The 20831-nt window shown below is 72.0% G+C and carries 21 protein-coding genes; 8 read left to right on the forward strand and 13 right to left on the reverse strand.

What is annotated here, in order from left to right; genetic code table 11:
- Positions 1-41: 41 nt before the first annotated feature.
- The gene (locus BLT97_RS31890) at positions 42-1076 is read left to right on the forward strand and encodes a GlxA family transcriptional regulator (protein ID WP_093616526.1); all 1035 of its coding nucleotides are present in this window, start codon (positions 42-44) and stop codon (positions 1074-1076) included.
- On the opposite strand, the gene BLT97_RS31895 is transcribed toward BLT97_RS31890, so the two are convergent.
- Positions 993-2288, reverse strand: a complete 1296-nt coding sequence (locus tag BLT97_RS31895; RefSeq protein ID WP_093616528.1) for an MFS transporter — start codon at positions 2286-2288, stop codon at positions 993-995. The two genes, BLT97_RS31890 and BLT97_RS31895, sit on opposite strands and share 84 nt — an antisense overlap.
- A 202-nt stretch (positions 2289-2490) precedes the next feature.
- Between BLT97_RS31895 and BLT97_RS31900 the strand changes: the two genes are divergently transcribed.
- Positions 2491-3714: an FG-GAP-like repeat-containing protein gene (locus BLT97_RS31900; protein WP_245769665.1), complete on the forward strand. Its 1224-nt coding sequence runs from the start codon at positions 2491-2493 to the stop codon at positions 3712-3714.
- A 94-nt stretch (positions 3715-3808) separates the two neighbouring features.
- On the forward strand, positions 3809-5038 hold the full coding sequence (locus tag BLT97_RS31905; protein WP_093616532.1) for an FG-GAP-like repeat-containing protein: 1230 nt from the start codon (positions 3809-3811) through the stop codon (positions 5036-5038).
- Between the two features lie 47 nt (positions 5039-5085).
- Here BLT97_RS31905 and BLT97_RS31910 read toward each other — a convergent pair whose 3' ends face one another.
- The 5 genes from BLT97_RS31910 to BLT97_RS31930 all read right to left on the reverse strand — a co-directional run bounded on the left by BLT97_RS31910 (position 5086) and on the right by BLT97_RS31930 (position 10105).
- Positions 5086-5679: a flavin reductase family protein gene (locus BLT97_RS31910; RefSeq protein WP_093616534.1), complete on the reverse strand. Its 594-nt coding sequence runs from the start codon at positions 5677-5679 to the stop codon at positions 5086-5088.
- Positions 5680-5778: 99 nt separating this feature from the next.
- A complete protein-coding gene (locus BLT97_RS31915) occupies positions 5779-6504 on the reverse strand; it encodes an enoyl-CoA hydratase/isomerase family protein (RefSeq protein WP_245769666.1) in 726 nt (241 codons plus the stop codon).
- A 133-nt stretch (positions 6505-6637) separates the two neighbouring features.
- Positions 6638-8869 carry an acetate--CoA ligase family protein gene (locus BLT97_RS31920; protein ID WP_093616538.1) on the reverse strand — a complete coding sequence of 744 codons (2232 nt, stop codon included), beginning with the start codon at positions 8867-8869 and terminating at the stop codon, positions 6638-6640.
- Positions 8870-9041: 172 nt separating this feature from the next.
- The gene (locus tag BLT97_RS31925) at positions 9042-9284 is read right to left on the reverse strand and encodes a DUF397 domain-containing protein (protein ID WP_093616540.1); all 243 of its coding nucleotides are present in this window, start codon (positions 9282-9284) and stop codon (positions 9042-9044) included.
- Positions 9281-10105, reverse strand: coding sequence for a helix-turn-helix domain-containing protein (locus BLT97_RS31930; RefSeq protein ID WP_093616542.1), 825 nt, complete (start codon positions 10103-10105; stop codon positions 9281-9283). Before BLT97_RS31930 ends, BLT97_RS31925 begins: the two co-directional genes overlap by 4 nt.
- A 113-nt stretch (positions 10106-10218) precedes the next feature.
- On the opposite strand from BLT97_RS31930, the gene BLT97_RS31935 reads away from it, so the two are divergent.
- Together BLT97_RS31935 and BLT97_RS31940 are read left to right on the forward strand one after the other, a co-directional pair.
- On the forward strand, positions 10219-10611 hold the full coding sequence (locus BLT97_RS31935) for an ATP-binding protein (protein WP_245769659.1): 393 nt from the start codon (positions 10219-10221) through the stop codon (positions 10609-10611).
- Between the two features lie 146 nt (positions 10612-10757).
- Entirely contained in the window at positions 10758-11561 is an 804-nt protein-coding gene (locus BLT97_RS31940) for an alpha/beta fold hydrolase (protein ID WP_093616546.1), read from the forward strand.
- Between the two features lie 83 nt (positions 11562-11644).
- On the opposite strand, the gene BLT97_RS31945 is transcribed toward BLT97_RS31940, so the two are convergent.
- Together BLT97_RS31945 and BLT97_RS31950 are read right to left on the reverse strand one after the other, a co-directional pair.
- On the reverse strand, positions 11645-13132 hold the full coding sequence (locus BLT97_RS31945) for a flavin monoamine oxidase family protein (RefSeq protein WP_093616548.1): 1488 nt from the start codon (positions 13130-13132) through the stop codon (positions 11645-11647).
- 83 nt (positions 13133-13215) lie between these two features.
- Positions 13216-14385 (reverse strand): flavin-containing monooxygenase, encoded by a 1170-nt coding sequence (locus tag BLT97_RS31950; RefSeq protein ID WP_093616550.1) that lies wholly within the window; start codon positions 14383-14385, stop codon positions 13216-13218.
- A 218-nt stretch (positions 14386-14603) separates the two neighbouring features.
- Between BLT97_RS31950 and BLT97_RS31955 the strand changes: the two genes are divergently transcribed.
- Together BLT97_RS31955 and BLT97_RS31960 are read left to right on the forward strand one after the other, a co-directional pair.
- Positions 14604-15053: a DoxX family membrane protein gene (locus BLT97_RS31955; RefSeq protein ID WP_093616552.1), complete on the forward strand. Its 450-nt coding sequence runs from the start codon at positions 14604-14606 to the stop codon at positions 15051-15053.
- A complete protein-coding gene (locus tag BLT97_RS31960) occupies positions 15053-15484 on the forward strand; it encodes a Zn-ribbon domain-containing OB-fold protein (protein ID WP_093616554.1) in 432 nt (143 codons plus the stop codon). Before BLT97_RS31955 ends, BLT97_RS31960 begins: the two co-directional genes overlap by 1 nt.
- Positions 15485-15508: 24 nt before the next feature.
- On the opposite strand, the gene BLT97_RS31965 is transcribed toward BLT97_RS31960, so the two are convergent.
- Positions 15509-16210: a pyridoxine/pyridoxamine 5'-phosphate oxidase gene (locus tag BLT97_RS31965; protein ID WP_093616556.1), complete on the reverse strand. Its 702-nt coding sequence runs from the start codon at positions 16208-16210 to the stop codon at positions 15509-15511.
- 41 nt (positions 16211-16251) lie between these two features.
- Positions 16252-16677, reverse strand: coding sequence for a pyridoxamine 5'-phosphate oxidase family protein (locus BLT97_RS31970; protein ID WP_093616558.1), 426 nt, complete (start codon positions 16675-16677; stop codon positions 16252-16254).
- A gap of 332 nt (positions 16678-17009) precedes the next feature.
- Between BLT97_RS31970 and BLT97_RS31975 the strand changes: the two genes are divergently transcribed.
- The gene (locus BLT97_RS31975) at positions 17010-17534 is read left to right on the forward strand and encodes a hypothetical protein (RefSeq protein ID WP_093616560.1); all 525 of its coding nucleotides are present in this window, start codon (positions 17010-17012) and stop codon (positions 17532-17534) included.
- Between the two features lie 112 nt (positions 17535-17646).
- Here the strand turns inward: BLT97_RS31975 and BLT97_RS31980 are convergent, their stop codons facing one another.
- From BLT97_RS31980 to BLT97_RS31995, 3 genes are all read right to left on the reverse strand, one after another.
- Positions 17647-18828, reverse strand: a complete 1182-nt coding sequence (locus BLT97_RS31980) for a thiolase C-terminal domain-containing protein (protein WP_093616562.1) — start codon at positions 18826-18828, stop codon at positions 17647-17649.
- Positions 18829-18989: 161 nt separating this feature from the next.
- Positions 18990-19256, reverse strand: coding sequence for a DUF4235 domain-containing protein (locus BLT97_RS31990; protein ID WP_093616566.1), 267 nt, complete (start codon positions 19254-19256; stop codon positions 18990-18992).
- A gap of 283 nt (positions 19257-19539) precedes the next feature.
- Positions 19540-20754 carry a YihY/virulence factor BrkB family protein gene (locus BLT97_RS31995; protein ID WP_093616568.1) on the reverse strand — a complete coding sequence of 405 codons (1215 nt, stop codon included), beginning with the start codon at positions 20752-20754 and terminating at the stop codon, positions 19540-19542.
- Positions 20755-20831 lie beyond the last annotated feature (77 nt).

A 20831-nucleotide genomic window follows, 5' to 3' on the forward strand; every position in this document is an offset into this window, starting at 1 on the left:
GAACGAGTGGCCCGAAGGACAGCATTCGTTAGGATCGGGCCATGGGATCCTCCAAGCGCCCCCGGCTCGAAGCGGTGCCCGCGCCGCACCGGCACCGAGTTGCCGTCCTCGCGCTCGACGGTGCGCTCCCCTTCGAGCTCGGCATCCCGCACCGCATCTTCGGCCGCCCCGTCGGCCCCGACGGGCAGCCGCTCTACGACGTGCGCACCTGCTCGATCCGCCCGCCCGGCCCCGTACAGACCGACGCCGACTTCGCGATCCACGTCGAGCACGGGCCCGAGCTCCTGGCCACCGCCGACACCGTGGTCGTCCCGGCCTCGTACGAACTCGGGCCGGTGTACGAGGAGGGGCGCCTCACCCCCGAACTGGCCGCCGCGCTCGCCCACATCCGCCCCGGCACGCGGCTCGTCGCGATCTGCACGGGCGGCTATGTGCTGGCCGCCGCCGGGTATCTGGACGGCCGGCCCGCCACCACGCACTGGTGGCACTCCGAGCACTTCCAGGAGCTCTTCCCCGAGGTCGCCGTGGACGCGGACGTCCTGTTCGTGGACGACGGCGACGTGCTGACCTCCGCCGGGGTCGCCGCCGGGATCGACCTCTGCCTGCACATCGTGCGCCGCGACCACGGCACCGCCGTCGCCAACGAGATCGCCCGCCGCACCGTCGTACCGCCCCACCGCGACGGCGGGCAGGCCCAGTTCATCCAGCGGCCCGTGCCCGAGCCCGAGCGGGCCACCACCTCGGCCGCCCGCGCCTGGGCGCTCGCGCGGCTGCACGAGCCGATCCAGCTGCGGGACATGGCGGCCCAACAGGCCATGTCCGTACGGACGTTCACGCGCCGCTTCCGTGACGAGGTGGGGGTGAGCCCCGGGCAGTGGCTGACCCGGCAGCGCATCGAGCGCGCCTGTCACCTGCTCGAATCCAGCGCGCTCTCCGTCGACCAGGTGGCGCGGGACGCCGGTTTCGGTACGGCGCAGTCGCTGCGCCAGCACCTAATGGGCGCGCTCGGTGTCACCCCGACCGCCTACCGGCGCACCTTCCGCGCGGACAACCCGCGTCCGCGCCTTGCGGGTTGACCCGTCCCGGCGCAGCCGCCGGTCGCCGCAGACGCCCGCCGCGGTCAGGACGAGGGTGAGGCCGACGCCGACGAGGACGGCGTTCGACGGGGTGGTCACGTTCATCAGGCCGCCCGCGAGGCTGCCCGACAGGGCGTATCCGGCGCCCACGGCCGCGTACATCACCGAGTATCCGGCGGCGAGCGCGCTCTCGGGCAGGGTCTCGCGCAGCGCGAGGTTGCGGGTCAGGATCGCCCCGGCCTGGAGCACACCGGCGAGGCCCAGGCCCACGGCGATCCCGGTGACCGACGGCACCACGGCGATGCAGACCGCGCAGGCCGAGACGCCGATGAGCAGCACGGCGCTCTGCGTGGCGAGCCGTCCGGGCCACGAGGCCCGCGTCCCGTACACGAAGGCGCCGACCGCGGACGCGACCGCGAACCCCGCGAGCAGCGGGCCCGCCAGCCCCACGCCGAAGCCGCGCTGTGCGAGCAGGGCGGGCAGGGCGAGTTCGGCGAGCGCGAGCAGGCACATCGTGGCGGCGCCCATCACGTACGCGGGCCAGGCGCGCAGCAGCACCCGCGCCCTGGAGCCGCCCTCCGTGTGCTCCTCGGCCGGCTTCCAGCCGGCGGGCAGCAGCCACAGACCGGCCGTCGCGGCGAGCACGAGCGCGGTCGCGAGGATCATCGGGGCGTAGGGGGCCGCCGACAGCGCGAGCGAGGTGGCGGCGACCGGGGCGACGGCCCAGATCAGGGAGTTGAGGATCGCCTCGAAGCTGAGCGCCTGGGCGACGGCGCCCGAGGGGACCATGGACTGGAGCAGCGCCCGCAGGCCGCCGGCGGCCCCGGCGGGCGCGGCCCCCGCGAGAAACGCTCCGGCGCCGAGCACGAGCCCCGGCGCATCGGGCGCGAGGGCGAGCAGCAGGAACCCGGCACCGCCGCCCAGGAGCCCGAGGGCCAGCTGGCGGCGGGCCCGCTCGGGCCGCAGCCGGGTGCCGAGCACGGCGGCGCCCGCGATCTCCCCGATGACGTAGACGGCGCCGAGCAGCGCCCCGAACGCATAGCCGCCCGGCCGCTCCCGTACGAGGAACACGAGCGCGAGCGGCGCCATGGCCACGGGCATCCGCGTGGCCACGGCCACCGCGCTCCAGGCCAGGACGGGACGGCTGAGGAGGGTGCGGTACGAACCGGCAGAGTCGGGTTCGGCGGCGGCCGGCTTGGCGGAGTCGGGCATGACGCACAACGTAGGCCGTACGGGCAGGCCGGGTCATATGAGTTTCCCGGGGCCGAAGCCGATCGGACCGGAGATCGAGATCCCAGGTAATCGAGCTGCCTGAACCCCGTGGACGCCCGCTAGGATGCGCCCGATCATCTGATCACTTTTCCTTGGCGAATCCGCCTTTGACGGTCCTTCTGGAGACAATCCGTTGCGTTCTGTGTTTTCCCGTCTGATACGTGGTGCACTGACGGCCGCCACCACCGCCGGCCTGCTCGCAGGAGTGCTGGCAGGCCCGGCCGAGGCGGCGAGCGGGTACGACCGCTGTCCCTGGGACAAGCTCTGCCTCTTCAGCCAACCGCGCGGCCAGGGCGAGATGTTGATTGTCGGCGGAGGCAAGCTGACCCTCGGGTCGTGGGACAACAGGACCCGGTCCTTCGCCAACTACACGGACCACCCGGTGTGCTTCTTCCTGGCGCCGCGACTGGAGAACGGCCTGGAGTCCACGCATTTCTACTCAGGGCAGGAGTCCTTCGACGAGTCCTCCCAGCCGTGGCTCGACAAGGCTGTCAGCTCCCTGGACCTCGGCCCGGAGGCGGACTTCTTCTGCGGCGGGGAGAGCCGGCGCCCCACGTATGAGTGGGAGGGCCCGGTCAAGCCCCGTCCGGCCGGACTGCCGTCGAGCGGCGCCTTCGGCGACCTGAACGGCGACGGATACGCCGACCTGGTCTCAGGCAACAAGTTCGGCCAGCTGTGGGCCACCAACCCGCCCGCGGCGGGCGACAACGCCCGCCTCGTGGGCGGCGGCTGGAACGCCATGACCAAGCTGACCCGGCACGGGGACTACAACGGCGACGCCAAGGAGGACCTCTACGCGCGCGACAAGGACGGCGTGCTGTGGTTCTACCCCGGGCGCGGTGACGGCGGCTTCGGTACCCGTGTCCGCGTGGGCGGCGGCTGGAACACCATGCGCGACCTCGCGGCCGCGGGCGATCTGACCGGCGACGGCCGGCGCGACCTGCTGGCCGCCGACACCGCGGGGGTCCTGTGGACCTACCCGGGCGACGGCAAGGGCATCTTCGGCAGCCGGGTCCGTGTCGGTGGCGGCTGGAGCGTGATGAACGAGCTCGTCGGCGCCGGGGACATGAACGCCGACGGCCGGTCCGACCTCGTGGCCCGGGACTCTGCGGGCCGGCTGTGGATGTACCCGGGCAACGGCAAGGGCGTCTTCGGCTCCCGCAAGCTCATCGGCACCGGCGGCTGGAACGGCCTCACGGAGCTCGCCGGTGCGGGTGACGTCACCGGTGACGGCCGGCCGGACCTCGTCGCGCACGCGCCGGGCAGCAAGACCCTGCGCGTGTACCCCGGAACGGGTGCCGCCGACGGCGGGCTGAAGTCCCCCGTCACCCTCGCCCAACTCCCCGCCACCGTCTTCGTCCTCTGACGCCGCCGCCCCGTCTGCCGAAGCCGGCATCCGACTCCGACGTCCGAGCGGTCGCAGACCGTTCCGTCCCTTTGATTCCACCGGAGAGCCATCCATGTTCAAGAGTTCCCTGGCCCGGCGCGTCACCAGCGGCATGGCGGCCTTCGCCGCCTCGCTGGGCCTGGTCGTCGCGGCCGGCCCCCAGGCCGCGGCGGACGAGTCCGACCGCTGCCCCGCGAACAGCTTCTGCGTCTTCCAGTACGAGGGATGGAAGGGCGAGATGAAGATCATCACGTCCAGCCAGACCAAGCTCGGGACGTGGAACAACCGCATCTCGTCCTTCGTGAACAACAGCGGCAAGTGGGCCACCGCCTACCTGGGCGAGAACTACACGACGACCGACTCCGACATCATGATCATCACTGACTACAACGGAGCCATCTCGTCGCTCGGCAGCAAGTGGAACAACACGATCAGCTCGATCCGTGTGGGTGCCAGTGAGTACGAAGTCACCTCCGGCAAGCCCTACATGGAGTGGGGCAGCGACTACTGGGGCAAGAGGCCGGCCGGCCTGCCCGCCGCGAACCAGTTCGGCGACCTGAACAACGACGGCCTCTCCGACCTCCTGGAGCGCGCGGCCGACGGGCGTCTGTGGTTCCTGAACGGCATCCGCAAGGCCGACGGCTCCACCACGGGCAAGCTCGTGGGCGGCGGCTGGAACGCGATGACCCAGCTGGTCCGGCACGGGGACTACAACGGGGATGCCAAGGAGGACCTCTACGCCCGTGACACCACCGGTGTGCTCTGGTTCTACCCCGGCCGCGGTGACGGCACCTTCGGCACCCGCGTCCGCGTGGGCGGCGGCTGGAACACCATGCGGGAGATCAGCGCGGCCGGCGACCTGACCGGCGACGGCCGCCGCGACCTCCTCGCCCGTGACACCGAGGGCGTGCTGTGGCTCTACCCCGGCAACGGCAAGGGCATCTTCGGCAGCCGCAAGGTCAGCGGCACGGGCGGCTGGAACGCCATGAACCGGCTCGTCGCCCCCGGCGACATGAACGGTGACGGCAAGGCCGACCTGATCGCCCGGGACGGGAACCGCGTGCTGTGGCTCTACCCCGGCCTGGACACCGGCAAGTTCGGCAGCCGCAAGCAACTGCCGTACGCCTGGCCGCTGGACTCCCCGGTGATCTCCGTCGGCGACGTGGGCGGCGACGGGAAGTCGGACCTGATGCGCCCGATCAACTACCAGCTGTTCATCTATCACGGCAACGGCACGGGTGGCATCGGCGGCCCGTGGGCGGACATGTCCTGGGACAACGCACCCAAGGTCCGCGTCTTCTGACGCGGGTGGAAGGGGTGTGACAGGGAGGGGAGCGGAGCGCTCCCCTCCTACCGCACGAACTGGCCGAACTTCCCCTGGTGGAACAGGAGCGGATTGCCGTCCCGGTCGGCGTCGAGCGCGTTCACGCGGCCCACGACGATCAGGTGGTCGCCGCCGGTGTGCACGGCGTGGATCGTGCAGTCCAGCCAGGCGGGGGCGCCGTCCAGGCGCGGGGCGCCGGAGACGGGTGCGGCGTCGTAGGCGACGCCGGCGAACTTGTCCGCGCCGCTGACCGCGAAGCCGCGGCACAGCTCGCCCTGGTGCGCGCCCAGGATGTTCACGCAGAACGAGCCCGCTTCGGCGATCTTCGGCCAGGTCGTCGACGTCCGCGCGACCATGAACGCGACCAGCGGTGGGTCGAGCGAGAGCGAGGCGAAGGACTGGCAGGCGAAGCCGGCCGGGCTGCCGTCCGGGGTGGTGGCCGTGATCACGGTGACACCGGAGGCGAAGTGGCCGAGTACGCGCCGGAATTCGGCCGGATCGAGCGGCAGCCGCTCGTCCTCGCGCACCGCCCGGAGGCCCGGGCGGGGCAGAGCTTCGACGGGTTCGGCGGCCGGAAGGGCGCCGGTGGACCTGAGGTATCGGATGGTGGTGGCCGCCATCCCTGCGTGTCCCATCACGGAATTATTGAAGCTGACGCATCGTCAGATTGGAAGAGGTGTGGCTCCGTAATCCAGGGTCCGCGCAGGGGACTTCGGGGCTCAGCGCCCTTCGTACGAGGGCGACCTGCGCTCCACGAAGCTCGCCACCCCTTCGTTCGCGTCCCGTGTCGTCATGTTGAGCTCCTGGGCCGTCGCCTCCGCCGCGAAGGCCGTGCTGCGGTCGGTGTCCAGGGAGGCGTTGACCAGCTGCTTCGTCAGGGCGATCGCGCGGGTCGGGCCCTGGGCCAGGCGCTCGGCCCACTCGCGGGCCGTCTTCTCCAAGTCGGCGGACGGTACGACCCGGTTGACGAGTCCGAGGCGGTGCGCCTCCTCCGCCGGCACCGCGTCGCCGAAGAACATCAGCTCCTTGGCGCGCTGCGGACCGATCAGGCGGGGCAGGAGGTACGCGCCGCCGCCGTCCGGGACGAGCCCGCGCCGCACGAAGACCTCGATGAACTTGGCCGAGTCGGCGGCGACGACCAGGTCGCAGGCGAGGGCGAGGTGTGCGCCGATGCCCGCCGCCGTGCCGTTCACCGCCGCGATCACCGGCTTCTCGCAGTCCATGACCGAGGCGATGAAGCGCTGGGCGCCCTGCCGGATCATGCGGGCCACATCGCCCACGACCCGCTCGGCGCTCCCGGAGTCCGGTGAGCCGCGCAGGTCCGCGCCTGCGCAGAAGCCCTTGCCGGTCGCCGTGATCACCACCGCCCGTACGGACGGATCGGCACTCGCCGCGGACAGCAGCGCCATGATGCGCTCGCGCTGGTCCCAGGTCACGGCGTTCATGGCCTCGGGGCGGTTCAGCGTGATCCAGGAGACGCCGTTCTCCACGGTGTGGAGGACGTCCTGCTCCTGCTGGTTGTCGGGCACGGGGCTCCTTCTCGTGTACGTGCGAGATACGTGCGGGTCTGCGGGGGCCTCAGCGGCAGACGGCCAGCGCGTCCAGCGCCACCGCGCCCTGCCCGCGCGGCAGCACCATCAGCGGGTTGATGTCCAACTCGGCCAGGTCGTCGCCGAGTTCCAGAGCCATGCGCTGCACGCGCAGGACGACTTCGACCAAGGCGTCCACGTCCACCGGCGGCCCGCCCCGCACCCCGTCGAGCAGGGCCGCGCCCCGCAGCCGCGAGAGCATCGCGCGGGCGTGGTCCTCCGTGAACGGCGGTACGGCCACCGCCGCGTCCTGGAGCACCTCCACGAGCACGCCGCCGAGCCCGACCGTCACCGTCGGCCCGAAGAGGGAGTCGTGGGTGACGCCCACGACCATCTCGACGCCCTTCTCCACCATCTGGCAGACCAGGATCCCGTCGAGCTTGATGCCCTCGTAGCGCGCGATGTCCGTCAGCTCGCGATACGCGTCGCGCACCTGCGAGGCGGAGGTCAACCCGACCTTCACCAGGCCGAGTTCGGTCTTGTGCGCGAGCTGCGCGCCCGAGGCCTTCATGACCACCGGATAGCCGACCAGGCCTGCCGCCCGCACGGCCGCCGCGGCCGAGGTCACCAGCTGCTCGCGCGGCACCCTGATCCCGTACGCGCGAAGCAGCTGCTTCGCGGAGTGCTCGCTGAGCTGCTGGCCCGGACGCATCAGCGCCTGCGCCTTGCGGAAGGACGGGGACGGGGTGCGCGGCGCCTCGTCGAAGGGGGAGCGGTAGCCGTCGGTGAACGCGTGGTGGTCCAGGTAGGCGCGGACCGCCGTGATGCAGTTCGAGAAGGTGCGGAAGGTGGCCACGCGCGAGGAGCCGAGGAGCGTCTTGCGGTACGCGTCCTCCGTGCCGACCGGCGAACCCCACACCACGCAGATCAGCTTGTCCGTCTGCTCGGCCGCGTCCACCAGGTCCTGTGCCAGCTTGTCGCTCATGGGCGGGAACGGGCCGGTGATCGGGCAGATCAGGACGCCCACGGAGGGGTCGGCGAGGATCGCGTCGATGATCTTCCGGCCGCGCCAGTCGCCCACGGGGTGGCCGCCGTTGTCCACCGGGTTCGCCACGTTCAGATACGAGGGGATCCACTCGTGCAGCTCGTCCTGCTTGGCCTGCGACAGGGTGGGGAGCTTCAGGCCCGCCTCGGTGGCGAGGTCGGAGAAGTGCGCCCCCGTACCGCCGGAGATCGAGTACACCACCACACCGTCGGCCTGGGGCTTGCGGGCCCGGGCCAACAGGGCGCTGGTGTCCTGGAGTTCGTCGAGCCCGTCCACCCGTATGACACCGAACTGCCGCATCGCCGCGTCCACCACGTCGTCCGCGCCGGTCAGCTTGCCGGTGTGCGAGGCGGCCATCTTCGCGCCGGCCTCCGTGCGGCCCACCTTGACGGCGACGACCGGTACGCCGCGCTGGGCCGCGTGGTCGGCGGCGAGCAGGAAGGAGCGTCCGTCCTTGAGGCCCTCGATGTAGCAGGCGATGGCGCCGACTTCGGGCTGCTCGGCGAAGTACGAGAGGAAGTCGGAGGTCTCCAGGTCCGCCTCGTTGCCGGTCGGCGCCCAGTGCGAGAGCCGTACGCCGATCTCCTGCATGGAGAAGACCGGGCGGCCCTGGTGTCCCGACTGGGTGATCAGGGCGATGGCGGGGCCTTCGAGATCGTCACGGAACTTCTCGAACGCGTTGAGGTTCGTGTTCGGCCCCAGGAGCCGCATGCCGGACCGCTCGACCGCGGCCGTGAGCCGGGCCTGCGCGAGGGCGCCCTCCTCGCCCGTCTCGGCGAACCCGGAGGCGAACGCGACCGCGAACTTCACCTTGGACTCGGCGAGTTCCTCGATCACGGGCAGCGGATTGCCCACCAGGAGGACGGCGAGGTCGACCTGTTCGGGCAGGTCGGCCACCGAGGCCGAGCAGGGTATGCCGAACACGGACTCGCGCGTCGGGTGCACCGGGTGCAGGCGCGCGCCGACGCGCTCGGCCCAGGCGATGAGCTGCTTGGTGATCCCGGTGTTGGGGCGGCCCTCGGCGTCGGAGGCGCCGATGACGGCCACGGACTCGGGCCGGAAGAACTTGTCCAGGTCGGGCACGTCCGCGTGCAGCGGGCGGCCGCTGACATCCAGATCGGATGCCCCGCGCGGGCCCGCGACACTGTGCACCGCCGGCGTGGGGCGCTCGCCGCAGGCCACCACGCGGGCCGGGCGGGAGTCGGTGGTGAGGGTGCCGTGAGTCGATCCAAGCATCGCTGACGCCCGCCTCCTGAGTTACGGCCAACAGAACTGACGCGTAGTCAGATTACTGAACTGACGGCCCGTCAGGAACAGCTCTGCACCGGAATCTGCGCCGGAGGGGCGCGCGGCGGGTGTCGGGGATCCCCCTTCTTGTACGGCTACGGGGCGATGGCGGCCCGCACGGTCACCGCCGAGCGGCGTCCGCGACGAAGGCGGCCCAGGCGTCGGGGGCGACGGTGAGGATGTCGCCGTCGGTGAGCTTGGAGTCGCGGATGTGGATGGCGGTGGGGTGGGTGGCGACCTCTACGCAGTCGCCGCCCTCGTCGCTGCTGTACGTCGACTTTCGCCAGTCGTAGGCGACTTCGAGGCACTGGCCGCCTTCATCGCCGCTGTAGCTCGATTTGAACCAGTCCAGTGCGGTGCTCATCGCTCTCCTAGCAAACGGCTCAGCAGGCCTCTCGAAGCCTCGGGGGAGACGGCTTGTGATCGCAGCATCGCATATTTGCGGGCCAGGATGGACACCCCGTCGGCGTCGGAAACCCAATGGCTGCCGCGCTGCGACTCGGTGTAGGCGAGATGCTGGTGGTGGGGGGTCTCCAGCAACGTGAACGCGCCGTTCAGCCCCGCGTGGGCGGGCGCATCCAAGGGCAAGATCTGCAAACTCAGCCCGGGGAGTTGGGCGCACTCGAGCATGTGCCGCAGCTGCCCTTCTCGCGTCGGCTCGTCGCAGAAGCCGAGGCGAAGCACCGGCTCCCAGACAACGAAGCTCAGTGTGGGCGGGACCTTGCGGTGCAGGATCTCCTGACGGTCCATGCGTGCCGCCGTCTTGGCCGCAATCTCGTCCTCGTCATACGCGGGGACGCGGTTGCGCAGTACCGCACGGACGCAGTCCTCGGTCTGCAGCAGGCCCGGCATGACCACGCAGTCGTACCAGGAGAGCGAGATGGCCTCGCGCTCATGCTGGATATACTGCTCCGCCCACAACGGAAACAGATCCACCTCCGGCATGTTCGCCACCGCGGCCGCCAACACACCGCCCGTACCCAGGAGTTGGTCGACCGAGCGTGCGAGGTCCGGCATCAGGGCCCGGCGGCCCTGCTCGATCGACGCGACCGTCGTCTCCGCGACCAGGACCCGTTCGGCCAGATCTCGCTGTGTCAGCCCCGCGGCCTGGCGCAAGCACGCGACCTGGGCGCCGACCATCTTCATCACCGAGGCGTTCTTCTGCGGACGCTTCCTCGCGCTCATGTTGAGCAATGTCCCCACCCCCAGGCGTACTTGACCGAGTGGCGACTCGTACAGCGGAGGTGTACGAGTGGACGCACTGTTCCACGATAAGCACGCTCCGTAACCCTCGTCCCGTGAACCTACGCGAAAGATTCCTCCCCAGGGACCGCCGCTCCGTCCCCGCGGCCAGGCAGTTCACCCGCGAGGCGCTCGCCGACTGGGAGTGGCCCGACCCCGACGACCTGCTCCTGTGCGTGAGCGAGCTCGCCACCAACGCGCTGCTGCACGGCGTCCCGCCCGGACGGGGCCTGCTGCTCAGGCTCTACGAGGACGGCGATGTGCTCCGGGTCGAGGTGCACGACAGCGGCGCCGGGGAACCGAGGATCCCCGACGCCGCTGACGAAGGCGGGCGCGGGCTGCGCATCGTGGAGGCGCTGGCCGACAAGTGGGGCGTGGCCGCGCGCGATCCCGGCAAGACGGTGTGGTGCGAGTTCGGCCGTCCCGTCACGCCGCAGCCCGTTCCGTGATGCGGCCGGCAGTCCTGACCGGGTGCCCGCGCCCTCGTGGTCTCCAGCCGGAAGAGGCAGCCGGCCTGCACCGATGCCCGGCTCCTTGCTCCGCCCGTGCGGCATGATCCCGGGCATCGGTGCAGGCCGGCCAGGGAGGGTGCGCGATGGCATGGGTGGAACGTGCGGTGGTACGGGACGGGGTCCGGCTCGTCTGCCGTGACTCGGGCGGACCGGGGGCTCCCGTCCTCCTGCTGCACGGGCTCGCGGGGTACGCGGGCGAATGGGATGCCGTGGCCCGGCTGCTGGCCGCGGACTTCCGCGTCGTCGCCTTCGACCAGCGCGGGCACGGGGCCAGTGAGCGGCGTCCCGGGGACGTCTCGCGGGCCGCGTACACCGCCGATGCCGTGGCCGTCGTCGAGGAGCTGGGCCTGGGGCCGGTGCTGCTGGTCGGGCAGTCCCTCGGCGGGCACACCGCTCTGCTGACGGCTGCCGAGCGCCCCGAGCTGGTCCGCGCCCTGGTCCTCGTCGAGGCGGTGCCGGGCGACGCGAGCCCCGGGACGCCGAAGGAGATCGCGGCCTGGCTGGACTCCTGGCCGGTGCCCTTCCCGTCGCGCGAGGCCGCGGCCGCGTTCTTCGGCGGCGGACCCGCGGGTGCGGCCTGGGCGGCGGGTCTGGAGGAGGGCGCGGGCGGTCTGTATCCGCGGTTCGAGCGGGACGCGATGGTCGGGTCGCTGGCGGAGATCGGCGCGCGGTCGTTCCGCGGGGAGTGGCTGAAGGTGCGGTGCCCCGTTCTGGCCGTCTTCGGGCAGTCCGGCTTCGTGGCACCGGAGGACGCCGAGGACATGCTCGCGCGGCGGCCCGGAACCCGGGCGGTCAGCGTGCTGGGCGCCGGGCACGACGTGCATCTGGACCGGCCGGAGGTGCTGTGCCGGGTCCTCCGGGAGTTCGTGGAGGACGGGCTGGAGTGAGGGCGGTGGGGGCTTGACGCACGTGAGGAGGCGGGCGGTGCGTGGGCCGTGGCGACGAGCCGCGGACCACGCACCGCGCACGGTCACAGCGCCGCGAGGATCTCCTTCGCCACCCGCTCGCCCGAGCGGACCGCGCCGTCCATGTAGCCCATCCAGTACGTGGAGGTCTCCGTGCCGGCCCAGTGGATGCCGCCGACGGGGCGGCGCAGTTCGGGGCCGTACGCCGTGAGGACGCCGGGCGGTGCGTAGGCGACCGGGCCGCCGCGGGTGAAGCGCTCGTTGTCCCAGCGCTGGAGCAGGAAGGCCGTCGGGGTCTTCGCCTTCTCGCCGAAGTACGTGGCGTAGTCGGCCAGGACCGCGGCCTTCACCTGCGCCTCGCTCGCGCCGTTCAGGGCGCGCATCTGGTCGGACTCGATGAAGCCCATGAGGGCGCCGTACGAGCCGTCCTCGGGCGAGTTGTCGAAGGTCGAGCGGACCACGCCCTGGTCGCTGAGCGCCTGGCCGTTGAGTCCGGCCTCGCGCCAGAACGGCTTGTCGTAGACGGCGATCGCCTTGCCCACCGAGCCCATCGGGAGGCGCTGCGCCAGCTGGTCGCGCACGGCCGGCAGGATCGGGTCGAAGTCGATCCGCGCGGCGAGCGGGGGCGCGAGGGCCACGACCACCTTGCGGGCGCGGGCCGTCACGCCGTCCGCGGTGACCGTGTAGGTGCCGCCGTCGAGCGCGACGCGGCGCACGGGAGCGTTCAGGACGACGCTGTCGCCCAGCGTCTCGGCGAGCTTGATCGGCACCAGCTGCGAGCCGCCCTTGAAGCGGATCGCCTGCGCGCCGTTCGCCGTCTCGGTGAGCCGCTCGAAGGTGCCGGGGGTGGACTCGTTGCCGGCCGCGGCGATGTAGAACAGCACGAAGAGCAGGGAGAGTTCACGCGGCTCGGCGCTGAAGACCGAGGTGCAGGCCACGTCGAAGAGGAACTTCGCGGAGGGCACGACCGCGTTGTGCTTCAGCCAGGTCTCGAAGGTCTGCTGGTCCCACTCCTGCGCCTTCTCGGCGGTCCAGGGCGCGTGGACGGGGACCTTCTTGGCCAGGTCGTTGAGCAGCGCCTGCACCGCCGCGGCGTTCGCGAGCCCGGCCACATCGATGGGCGGCACCGCGCCGAGCAGGCCGTCGGTGGCGTACGGGGTGTTCTTGCCGCCCTTGCGCAGCAGGTTCTTGCCCGTGTTGTACGTGGGGAAGGTGCCGACGCCGAGCTCGTCGGCGAGTGCCTTCATCCGGTCCTGCGTGGGCCCGATGAACTCGCCGCCGCCTTCGGTGACGCCCCCGCCCGGCACCTGGAGGTTGAGCACCCGCCCGCCGACGCGGTCCCTGGCCTCCAGGACGAGCACGCTCTTACCGGCCTTCTTCAGGTCGCGGGCCGCGGTGAGGCCCGCGAGGCCGGCGCCGATGACGATGACGTCGGCTTCGCGGTCGGCGGCGGCCGCAGGGGTGGCGGTGAGGCCGGCGAGGGTGCCCACACCCGCCGCCGCGCCCGCGCCGAGTATCGCGCGCCTGCTGAGGCTGGATCTTTCACGTGCCATGTGCGTCCTCCGAAAGGTGGGTGAACTCACGTGCAGTGGTGCCGAGTTGTGGTGCAGGTGCGCGAACTGTTGCCGAAAGGGCCTCAGCGCGCCAGCGCCTTCGCGATCCGTTCGGCGTCCAGGGCCATTTCGCGGAACATCCCGGAGATCGGGTTGACGAAGCCGTTGAAGTACAGGCCGGGCGCCGACGGCGAGGTCTTTCCGCCGTGCACCACCGGCCGCCCCCGCTCGTCGAGCACCCCGAGGTGGCCGACGAGCGGTTCGAGCGCGCGCGAGTAACCGGTGGCCGCGATGACCACCTCAGGGGCGATCGACGAGCCGTCCGCGAGGACCACCTTGCCGTCGTCGAAGGAGGCGACCGCCGCGACGGGCTCCACCTTCCCCTTGCGCACGGCGTCGATCAGACCCACGTCCTGCACGGGGATCGCGCCCTCGCGCACCCGGGAGTACAGGCCGGTGTCGGGGCGCGGCAGCCCGTACGAGCCGAGGTCGGGCGTGGAGAGCTTCGCCATCGGGCCCGCCATGCGGTCGACCAGGCCGACCGGCAGCCGGCGGACCAGGATGCCGGTGCGCTGGGCGGGCCAGCCCGCCGTCGAGCGGCGGACGATGTGCGGGGCGGTGCGCACCGCGAGGCGGACGCGGGAGGCGCCGCCCTCGACCAGGTCCACGGCGATCTCCGCGCCCGTGTTGCCGACGCCGACGACGAGGACGTCCTTGCCGGCGTACGGCCCGGGGTTGCGGTAGTCGCTCGCGTGCAGCAACTCGCCCCCGTACGAGGAGAGTCCGGGCCAGTCCGGGAGGCGGGGCGTGTGGTTGTAGCCCGTCGCGACCACGACCGCCGAGCCGGTCAGCTCGCGCCCGCCGCTGCCGTGAAGCAGCCAGCCGCGGCCGTCGGGGGCGGGGTCGATGCGGGATATCTCCACGCCGGTGATCACTTCGAGCTCGTGGAACTCGGCGTACTTCTCCAGGTACTTGACCACGTTGTCCCGCGACACCCAGCGGCCGAAGCGGCGCGGCATGGGCAGGCCGGGCAGGCCGGAGAGCTTGCGCGTGGTGTGCAGGTGGAGGCGGTCGTAGTGGCCGCGCCAGGACGCGCCGACCGCGCCCGACTTCTCCAGGACCACCGCCCGCACGCCCTTGGCGCGCAGCGCGGCGGCCGTCGCGAGACCGCCGGGACCGCCGCCCACGACGTAGACGGGACGGTCCTCGGTGCGGTCCATGCCAAGGGACGGGGTGTGCGACGAGTCGGCCATGGGCGGCAGCGTAATTGCGTGTGTGCTTGATGGGGCGCGGTCAAACGGCAAACCGGTTGCGAATTGATCACGGGTCTCCGGCGCGCCGGGCTCTCGCGGTCGCCCGGCCGGGTGGGACGCGCCCCCGGCCGCCCGGATCGCCTCTGCCTCTTGCGCCCGACCGCCTCCATCCGCTGAACTGACGTACCGTCAGAAACGGCAGCGGTGAGGGGATGCCCATGGATACGGTCTGGCTCAGCGGTGCCGAATGGGTGGCCGTGCTGCGGATCGGGCTCGGCCTGTGGTGGCTGGAGAGCTGGCGGCACAAGGACAAGAAGGGCTGGTTCGAGCGCGGCACGGGCATCGCGTGGGCCGCCGACGTGGCCGGCAAGCACAAGTGGGGCTTCGTCAAGACCGGGTTCACCAAGGTCGTCGAGCCCCGGCCCAAGGTGATGGCGTACATCGTCGTCTACGCCGAACTCGCCCTCGGCCTCGGCCTGATCTTCGGCTTCCTGACGCCGATCGCCCTGGTCGGCGGCCTGCTGCTCAACCTCCTCTACCTCGTCCTGATGATCCACGACTGGGCCGAGCAGGGACAGAACACGATGATGGCGCTGATCTCCTTCGTCGCCCTCTTCGGGATGTCCTGGCAGACCTGGTCCCTCGACCACGCGATCGGACTCTTCTGATGGCCGCCACCGCCGGTGCTTCCTCCTCGTCCGTACGGTTCGACCTGCCCGAGCCCGACGCCTTCACCGAGCCCTACTGGGCCGCCGCGGCCGAGGGCCGGCTGCTCCTGCGGACGTGCGGGGACTGCGGCCGCACGCACCACTACCCGCGCGAGTTCTGCCCGCACTGCTGGAGCGAGAACGTGGCGTGGACCGAGGCGAGCGGGCGCGCCACGCTCTACACCTGGTCCGTGGTGCACCGCAACGACCTGCCGCCCTTCGGCACCCGCACCCCGTACACCGCCGCCGTGGTCGACCTGGCCGAAGGGCCGCGGATGATGACCGAGGTGGTCGAGTGCGCGGAAGCGGACCTCGCGGTCGGCATGGAGCTCCAGGTCACCTTCCGGGAGGCGGAGGGGTTCCGGGTGGCGGTGTTCCGTCCGGCCCCCTGACCGGGTCCCGCGGCCCCCGGCCGCTCACGGCCAGAGCAGCGTGCGCTCCCAACCCGCCCCCGCCCGCCGGTACTTCAGCCGTACGTGCTGCCGACGGGCGTCACCCTGGAAGAACTCAGCCTCCACCGGGTCGAGCACGTACAGCGTCCAGGTCCCGACGGGCGCCCCGGGCTCTGCCTGTGCCCGCTCCCAGGCCGCCTCGGACGCACGCGCCAACTCCTCCCGGGAGCCGAGGAGTTCGCTCTGCCGCCCGACCAGCGCGGCCGCGAGCGCACCCGTCGAGCGGGCGTGCAGATCGGCCTGGCTCTCGGCGGACGGCGCCGCGGTGACGGTGCCGCGCAGCCGGATCTGGCGGGCCTGCGCGGGCCAGTAGAAGTGCAGGGCCGCCTCGGGGCGCCCGGTCAGCTGGCGGCCCTTGGCGCTGGTGGCGTGCGAGGCGAAGTGCCAGCCGTCCTCGTCGGCGCCGTGCAGCATCAGGGTGCGCACATCGGGGGCGCCGGACGCGTCGGCCGTGGCGAGCTGCATCGTGTGCGGCTCGGCCTGGCCCGCCGCCACGGCCTCCGCGAACCACCTACGGAACAGGGGCAGCGGCTCGTCCGGCGCCGTGGCGGGGTCGAACCCGGGCAGCTCGATGTCCCAGACGCGCTGGGCCTTGAGGAGCTCCAGGAACTCCGCGGCGGTGGGTGCGGCGGTCGGGTGCGGTGCGTGTCCCTCGTACGACGTCATGCGGTGATTCTCGTACGAGAGACCCGCACCCGACCGACCGGTCAGAAGCTGCCGAGGTCCGAGGAGACCCAGCGCTCGGGGCGGACCGTGATGATCACCGACTCGCCGTGGTTCGCCTCGGCGTACGCGACATAGCCCTCGACCTTCTCGGGCGGCATGTAGCGCGTGGCCAGCTCCAGCACGTGCTCGCGGCCCGCCGGCCCGGTGGAGACCACCGGGCCTTCGACCGAGACGTAGCGCACGCTCGGCTGGACGCGGTCGATCATCAGCGTCAACCGGCCTGCCTTCTCGATGAGTTGGTGCTTGCGCGAGCCCTTGCCCGTGTGGATCCAGATGTCGCCGCCGGGCGCGTACTGGTACCAGACCGGCACCGTCAGGGGCGCGCGCCCGTCGCCCGCGTCCACCGACAGGGCGGCGACATGCGGCTCGGCGAGGAACTGCTCGCGCTCTTCGCGAGTGAGTGCCATGAGGGACTTCTCCTTCGGATGTGGGTGCCACGGGGATCGCTGAGATGGCTGAGATGGCTCGGGATCCCTGGGGCACGTCGTCGGGTGGTTCGGTCCGGCGTACGGCACAAGGCGGCGGCGGGCGGACCTATTCCGTCCGTTCCGCCGTTCGGGGCGGGGGTCTCCGTCGGCCCGCAGCGGCCCGGATTTCCGTCTACCCGCTGCGGCCCGGGAGATGCCTGGGGCGCTCCTGTTCGGCCCAGTGCGGTTGCGGAGCGTCATAGGTGATCACAGGCTGTGGTCAGGGCCGGCCCGTTCCCCTCAACCAAAGACCCCGGAAGGGACCCCCTCACATGCGAAAGCACACCACCGCCCGCGCCCTCGTCGGCGCGGTGCTCGCCGGAGCCGTCGTGCTCGGCACCGCGGGCACCTCCTTCGCCGCCGTCGCCCCGGCCCGTGCCGCCGTCCCGGCCGACCACCAGGCCGAGTACGAGGACATGCTGCGCGCGGTGCTCACCACCGCCGACAACCTGGTCGCGGCCGCCGAGAAGGGCCCGGTCGACACCGCCGCCTACCGTGCGGCCTTCGACCGTGCGATCGCCTCGGCCCCGGCCCCGGCGGACGTCCCGCAGCTGGACGCGGCGATGGCGGGCCTCGCCGTCCAGGCGAAGGCCCTGGTCGACGCCATCGAGAAGAAGGACACCGACTCGATCCTCGCCTCGATCTCGCTGGTGAACACCGCGGTGGCCAACATCGCGAGCGCGCTCAGCCTGGACGCGGCCATCAAGCTGGTCTCCAAGCCGCTCGACCCGTCGACGATCAAGCTGCCGGCGCCGGGCACGAAGCTGCCCGAGATCAAGCTGCCGTTCTTCGGCTGATCCCGGCACCGCGCAACGGGCGGGGGCCGGCGGCTGCGTGCCGCCGGCCCCCGCCCGCGCCTGCGTTCTGCGTCCTGGCGGTCCCGCCCGCGTCTCCCGTCGCGGGGTGCGCTCAGCGCCCCAGGACCACCGTTCCCGACGAGCAGAACCAGCCGCCCGTCCCCGAGGCCACCGCCAGCTCGGGCAGCCGTCCGCCGGCCTTGCGCACCTGGCCCTCGCCCGCCTCGCCGCGCAGCTGCCGTACGGCCTCGACCAGGAGGAACAGGCCGCGCATGCCCGGATGCTGGGCGGAGAGCCCGCCGCCGTCGGTGTTCACCGGCAGGTCCCCGGTGAGGGTGAGCCGCCCCTTCTCGACGAAGGAGCCGCCCTCGCCCTTCGCGCAGAAGCCGAGGTCCTCGAGGGTCACGAGGGTCATGTACGTGAAGGCGTCGTAGATCTCCGCGATGTCGATGTCCGCGGGGGTCACCCCGGCCCGCTCGAAGGCCAGCTTTCCGCTGACGGCCGCGGGCGAGACGGTGAAGTCCTCCCACTCGCTCATCGTCGTGTGCGAGATGTGCTCGCCCGCGCCGAGCACCCACACCGGGTCCTTCGCGCAGTCGGCCACGTACTCCTCGGCGACCAGGAGCACCGCCGCGCCGCCGTCCGAGCGGATGCAGCAGTGCAGCTTCGTGAACGGGTCCGCGATCATCGGCCCGGACAGGACCTCGTCCACCGTGATCGGGTCGCGGAACATGGCGTCGGGGTTGTGCGCGGCGTTCGCCCGCGCCTGCACGGCCACTTCGGCGAGCTGCTCCAGGGTCGTGCCGTACTCGTGCATGTGGCGGCGCGCGGCCATCGCGTACTTCGAGATGAGCGTGTGCCCGTACGGGACCTCGAACTGGAGCGGGCCGCGCGCGCCGAACGACAGGTTCGACGTGCGCCGCCTGGCCTTGATGTCGGCGCGCGCGGTGGACCCGTAGACGAGCAGGACGGCGTTGGCGTGCCCCGCGGCGATGGCGTCGGCGGCATGCGCGGCCATCACCTCCCACGTCGAGCCGCCCACCGAGGTGGAGTCGACCCAGGTGGGCTTGAGGCCCAGGTACTCGGCGACCTCGACCGGGGCGAGGATCCCGAGCCCGGCGGAGGCGAACCCGTCGACCACGCTCCGGTCGAGCCCGGAGTCGGCGAGCGCCCTGCGGGCGGCCTGCGCGTGCAGGGCGTAGGGGGTGGCGTCGTCGACCTTGCCGCAGTCGGACAGGGCGATTCCGGCCACGGCTACTTTGCGCCGGGGGGCGCCGGCTATGACGGTGGACATGAATCTGACGGTACATCAGATTCGGTGTGCGGGGCAGGGGTTGATCCTCGCGGTGGGGAGGGGTTGATCCTCGCGGTGGGCGAAGGGACGGCCCCCGGCCTGCGGGGGCCGGGGGCTGTCTGCTGTGGCGGTCCGGGGCCGTGTGCTGCGGCGGTCCGGGGTCAGCCCGGCCAGACGCCCGTCAGGCGGCGGGTGGCGGTGGCGCCGCCGCGGTCGACGGCGGCCTTCACCCCGGCGAAGATCGCTCCCTGGAGGACGGCCGCCGTCATGACCTCGCGCCAGGTGCGGTCCTCGTCGGTGGCGTCAGGGGCGTCCTCGTCGTTTCCGATCCGCTTCCAGATCTCTTTGAAGACGGCTCCGGCGAGCATGCCGCTGACGGCACCCAGAGCCATGCCGACGGGCTTGTACGCGATCTTCGAGGCTTTCATCGGCGCCTCCAGGGGCGTGGTCGGGTCTCGGAGGGGGCGGTGACGGTTCCCGGGTACCCCAGGCGGGCCGGGTCAGTTCCGTCGGGCGCGCGGAAGGCGCGCCGGGGGGCGTGCTTCGGCCCGGTGCGGAGGTGCGTCCGGTGCGGAGGCGCCTCCGGGGCCGGGAGGGGCACGGGTCCGCCGGGAGGGACCTATCCGCCGGGAGGGACCTATCCGCCGGGAGGGACCTATCCGCCGGGAGGTCTCAGGTCCGCCGGAGGGTCTCAGGTCCGCTCGGAGGGTCTCAGGTCCGCTCGGAGGGCGACCGGCCGCGCGAGGGCTCCGGATCACGCGAGGGTTCCGGACCGGCCGAGGGTTCCGGCTCCGCGGACTCGTGGTGGTCCATGCGGCGCAGGTCCTCCTCGTCCCAGGCCCGGGTGTCGCGCGGCTCCACGTACGGCTCCTCGTCGGCCGGGTGGCCGCCCGCGACGGCGCGCTGGCGGGCCAGTTCGGCGTCGCACTCCAGGCCGAGCAGGACCGCCAGATTCGAGATCCACAGCCAGATGAGGAAGATGATCACGCCCGCGAAGGTCCCGTAAGTACGGTTGTACGAGCCGAAGTTGGCGACGTAGAGCGCGAAGCCGGCCGAGGCGAGCAGCCAGATCGCGAGCGCGAGGCAGCTGCCCGGGGTGATCCAGCGGAAGCCGCGGACCTTCGCGTTGGGCGTGGCCCAGTACAGGAGGGCGAGCATCACGACGACCAGGAGCACCAGGACCGGCCACTTGGCGATGGACCACACCGTCAGGGCCGTGTCGCCGAGGCCGATGACGGAGCCGATCTCCTGGGCGAGGCCGCCGGTGAACACGACGATCACCGCGCTGGCCACCGCGAGCACCATCAGGACCACGGTCACGCCGACCCGGATGGGCAGCACCTTCCACAGCGGGCGGCCCTCGGGGATGTCGTAGACGGCGTTGGCGCTCCGGATGAACGCGGCCACGTATCCGGACGCGGACCACACCGCGAGCCCGAGGCCGACGAGCGCCATCACCGAGCCGATGCCGGCCTTGCCCTGAAGCTGCTCCACCGCATTGCTGAGCACGTCGCGCACCGCGCCGGGCGCCAGCTTCTGGACGCTGTCGAGCACCTGATCCGACGCGGACTTGCCGACCACGCCGAGCAGGGAGATCAGCGCGAGCAGGGCCGGGAACAGCGACAGGATCCCGTAGTACGTCAGGGCCGCGGCCCGGTCGGTCAGCTCGTCCTTCTGGAACTCCTTGAAGGTGCCCTTGAGCACCCGCCACCAGGCGCCCTTGGGCAGCTGCGCGGGGGAGTCCGGCGCCTGCCGCTCGGTCTGCGCGTCGGGTCCGGGTCCGCTCGCGGCGTCCGGTGCGGTGGTCCGATCCGAGTCGGGCGCGGTGGTCCGCCCGGCGTCCGGTGCGGTGGTCCGCTCGGTGCCCGGTCCCGCGCCCGGTCCCGCGTCCGGTGTCGCTTCGTGCCGCTTCCACATCCTGGCCATGCAGCGCGAGTATCCGCTCGAGCCCGGCCCAACCGCCGTACGTCTCGCTGCCCGGCCGATGCGGGCGCAGCGCGCTG

Origin of the sequence: Streptomyces indicus (genome assembly GCF_900100315.1) — a bacterium.
Lineage (GTDB): Bacteria > Actinomycetota > Actinomycetes > Streptomycetales > Streptomycetaceae > Streptomyces > Streptomyces indicus.

Excerpts from the sequence above, each read along its gene's own strand:
- BLT97_RS31905 (WP_093616532.1), top strand. The coding sequence starts at position 3,809 with ATGTTCAAGAGTTCCCTGGCCCGGCGCGTCACCAGCGGCATGGCGGCC.
- BLT97_RS31930 (WP_093616542.1), bottom strand. The coding sequence starts at position 10,105 with ATGAGCGCGAGGAAGCGTCCGCAGAAGAACGCCTCGGTGATGAAGATG.
- BLT97_RS31945 (WP_093616548.1), bottom strand. The coding sequence starts at position 13,132 with ATGGCACGTGAAAGATCCAGCCTCAGCAGGCGCGCGATACTCGGCGCG.
- BLT97_RS31915 (WP_245769666.1), bottom strand. The coding sequence starts at position 6,504 with ATGAACGCCGTGACCTGGGACCAGCGCGAGCGCATCATGGCGCTGCTG.
- BLT97_RS31970 (WP_093616558.1), bottom strand. The coding sequence starts at position 16,677 with ATGGCACTCACTCGCGAAGAGCGCGAGCAGTTCCTCGCCGAGCCGCAT.
- BLT97_RS31940 (WP_093616546.1), top strand. The coding sequence starts at position 10,758 with ATGGCATGGGTGGAACGTGCGGTGGTACGGGACGGGGTCCGGCTCGTC.
- BLT97_RS31925 (WP_093616540.1), bottom strand. The coding sequence starts at position 9,284 with ATGAGCACCGCACTGGACTGGTTCAAATCGAGCTACAGCGGCGATGAA.
- BLT97_RS31980 (WP_093616562.1), bottom strand. The coding sequence starts at position 18,828 with ATGTCCACCGTCATAGCCGGCGCCCCCCGGCGCAAAGTAGCCGTGGCC.
- BLT97_RS31910 (WP_093616534.1), bottom strand. The coding sequence starts at position 5,679 with ATGGCGGCCACCACCATCCGATACCTCAGGTCCACCGGCGCCCTTCCG.
- BLT97_RS31890 (WP_093616526.1), top strand. The coding sequence starts at position 42 with ATGGGATCCTCCAAGCGCCCCCGGCTCGAAGCGGTGCCCGCGCCGCAC.
- BLT97_RS31955 (WP_093616552.1), top strand. The coding sequence starts at position 14,604 with ATGGATACGGTCTGGCTCAGCGGTGCCGAATGGGTGGCCGTGCTGCGG.
- BLT97_RS31895 (WP_093616528.1), bottom strand. The coding sequence starts at position 2,288 with ATGCCCGACTCCGCCAAGCCGGCCGCCGCCGAACCCGACTCTGCCGGT.
- BLT97_RS31990 (WP_093616566.1), bottom strand. The coding sequence starts at position 19,256 with ATGAAAGCCTCGAAGATCGCGTACAAGCCCGTCGGCATGGCTCTGGGT.
- BLT97_RS31995 (WP_093616568.1), bottom strand. The coding sequence starts at position 20,754 with ATGGCCAGGATGTGGAAGCGGCACGAAGCGACACCGGACGCGGGACCG.
- BLT97_RS31965 (WP_093616556.1), bottom strand. The coding sequence starts at position 16,210 with ATGACGTCGTACGAGGGACACGCACCGCACCCGACCGCCGCACCCACC.
- BLT97_RS31950 (WP_093616550.1), bottom strand. The coding sequence starts at position 14,385 with ATGGCCGACTCGTCGCACACCCCGTCCCTTGGCATGGACCGCACCGAG.
- BLT97_RS31960 (WP_093616554.1), top strand. The coding sequence starts at position 15,053 with ATGGCCGCCACCGCCGGTGCTTCCTCCTCGTCCGTACGGTTCGACCTG.
- BLT97_RS31920 (WP_093616538.1), bottom strand. The coding sequence starts at position 8,869 with ATGCTTGGATCGACTCACGGCACCCTCACCACCGACTCCCGCCCGGCC.
- BLT97_RS31975 (WP_093616560.1), top strand. The coding sequence starts at position 17,010 with ATGCGAAAGCACACCACCGCCCGCGCCCTCGTCGGCGCGGTGCTCGCC.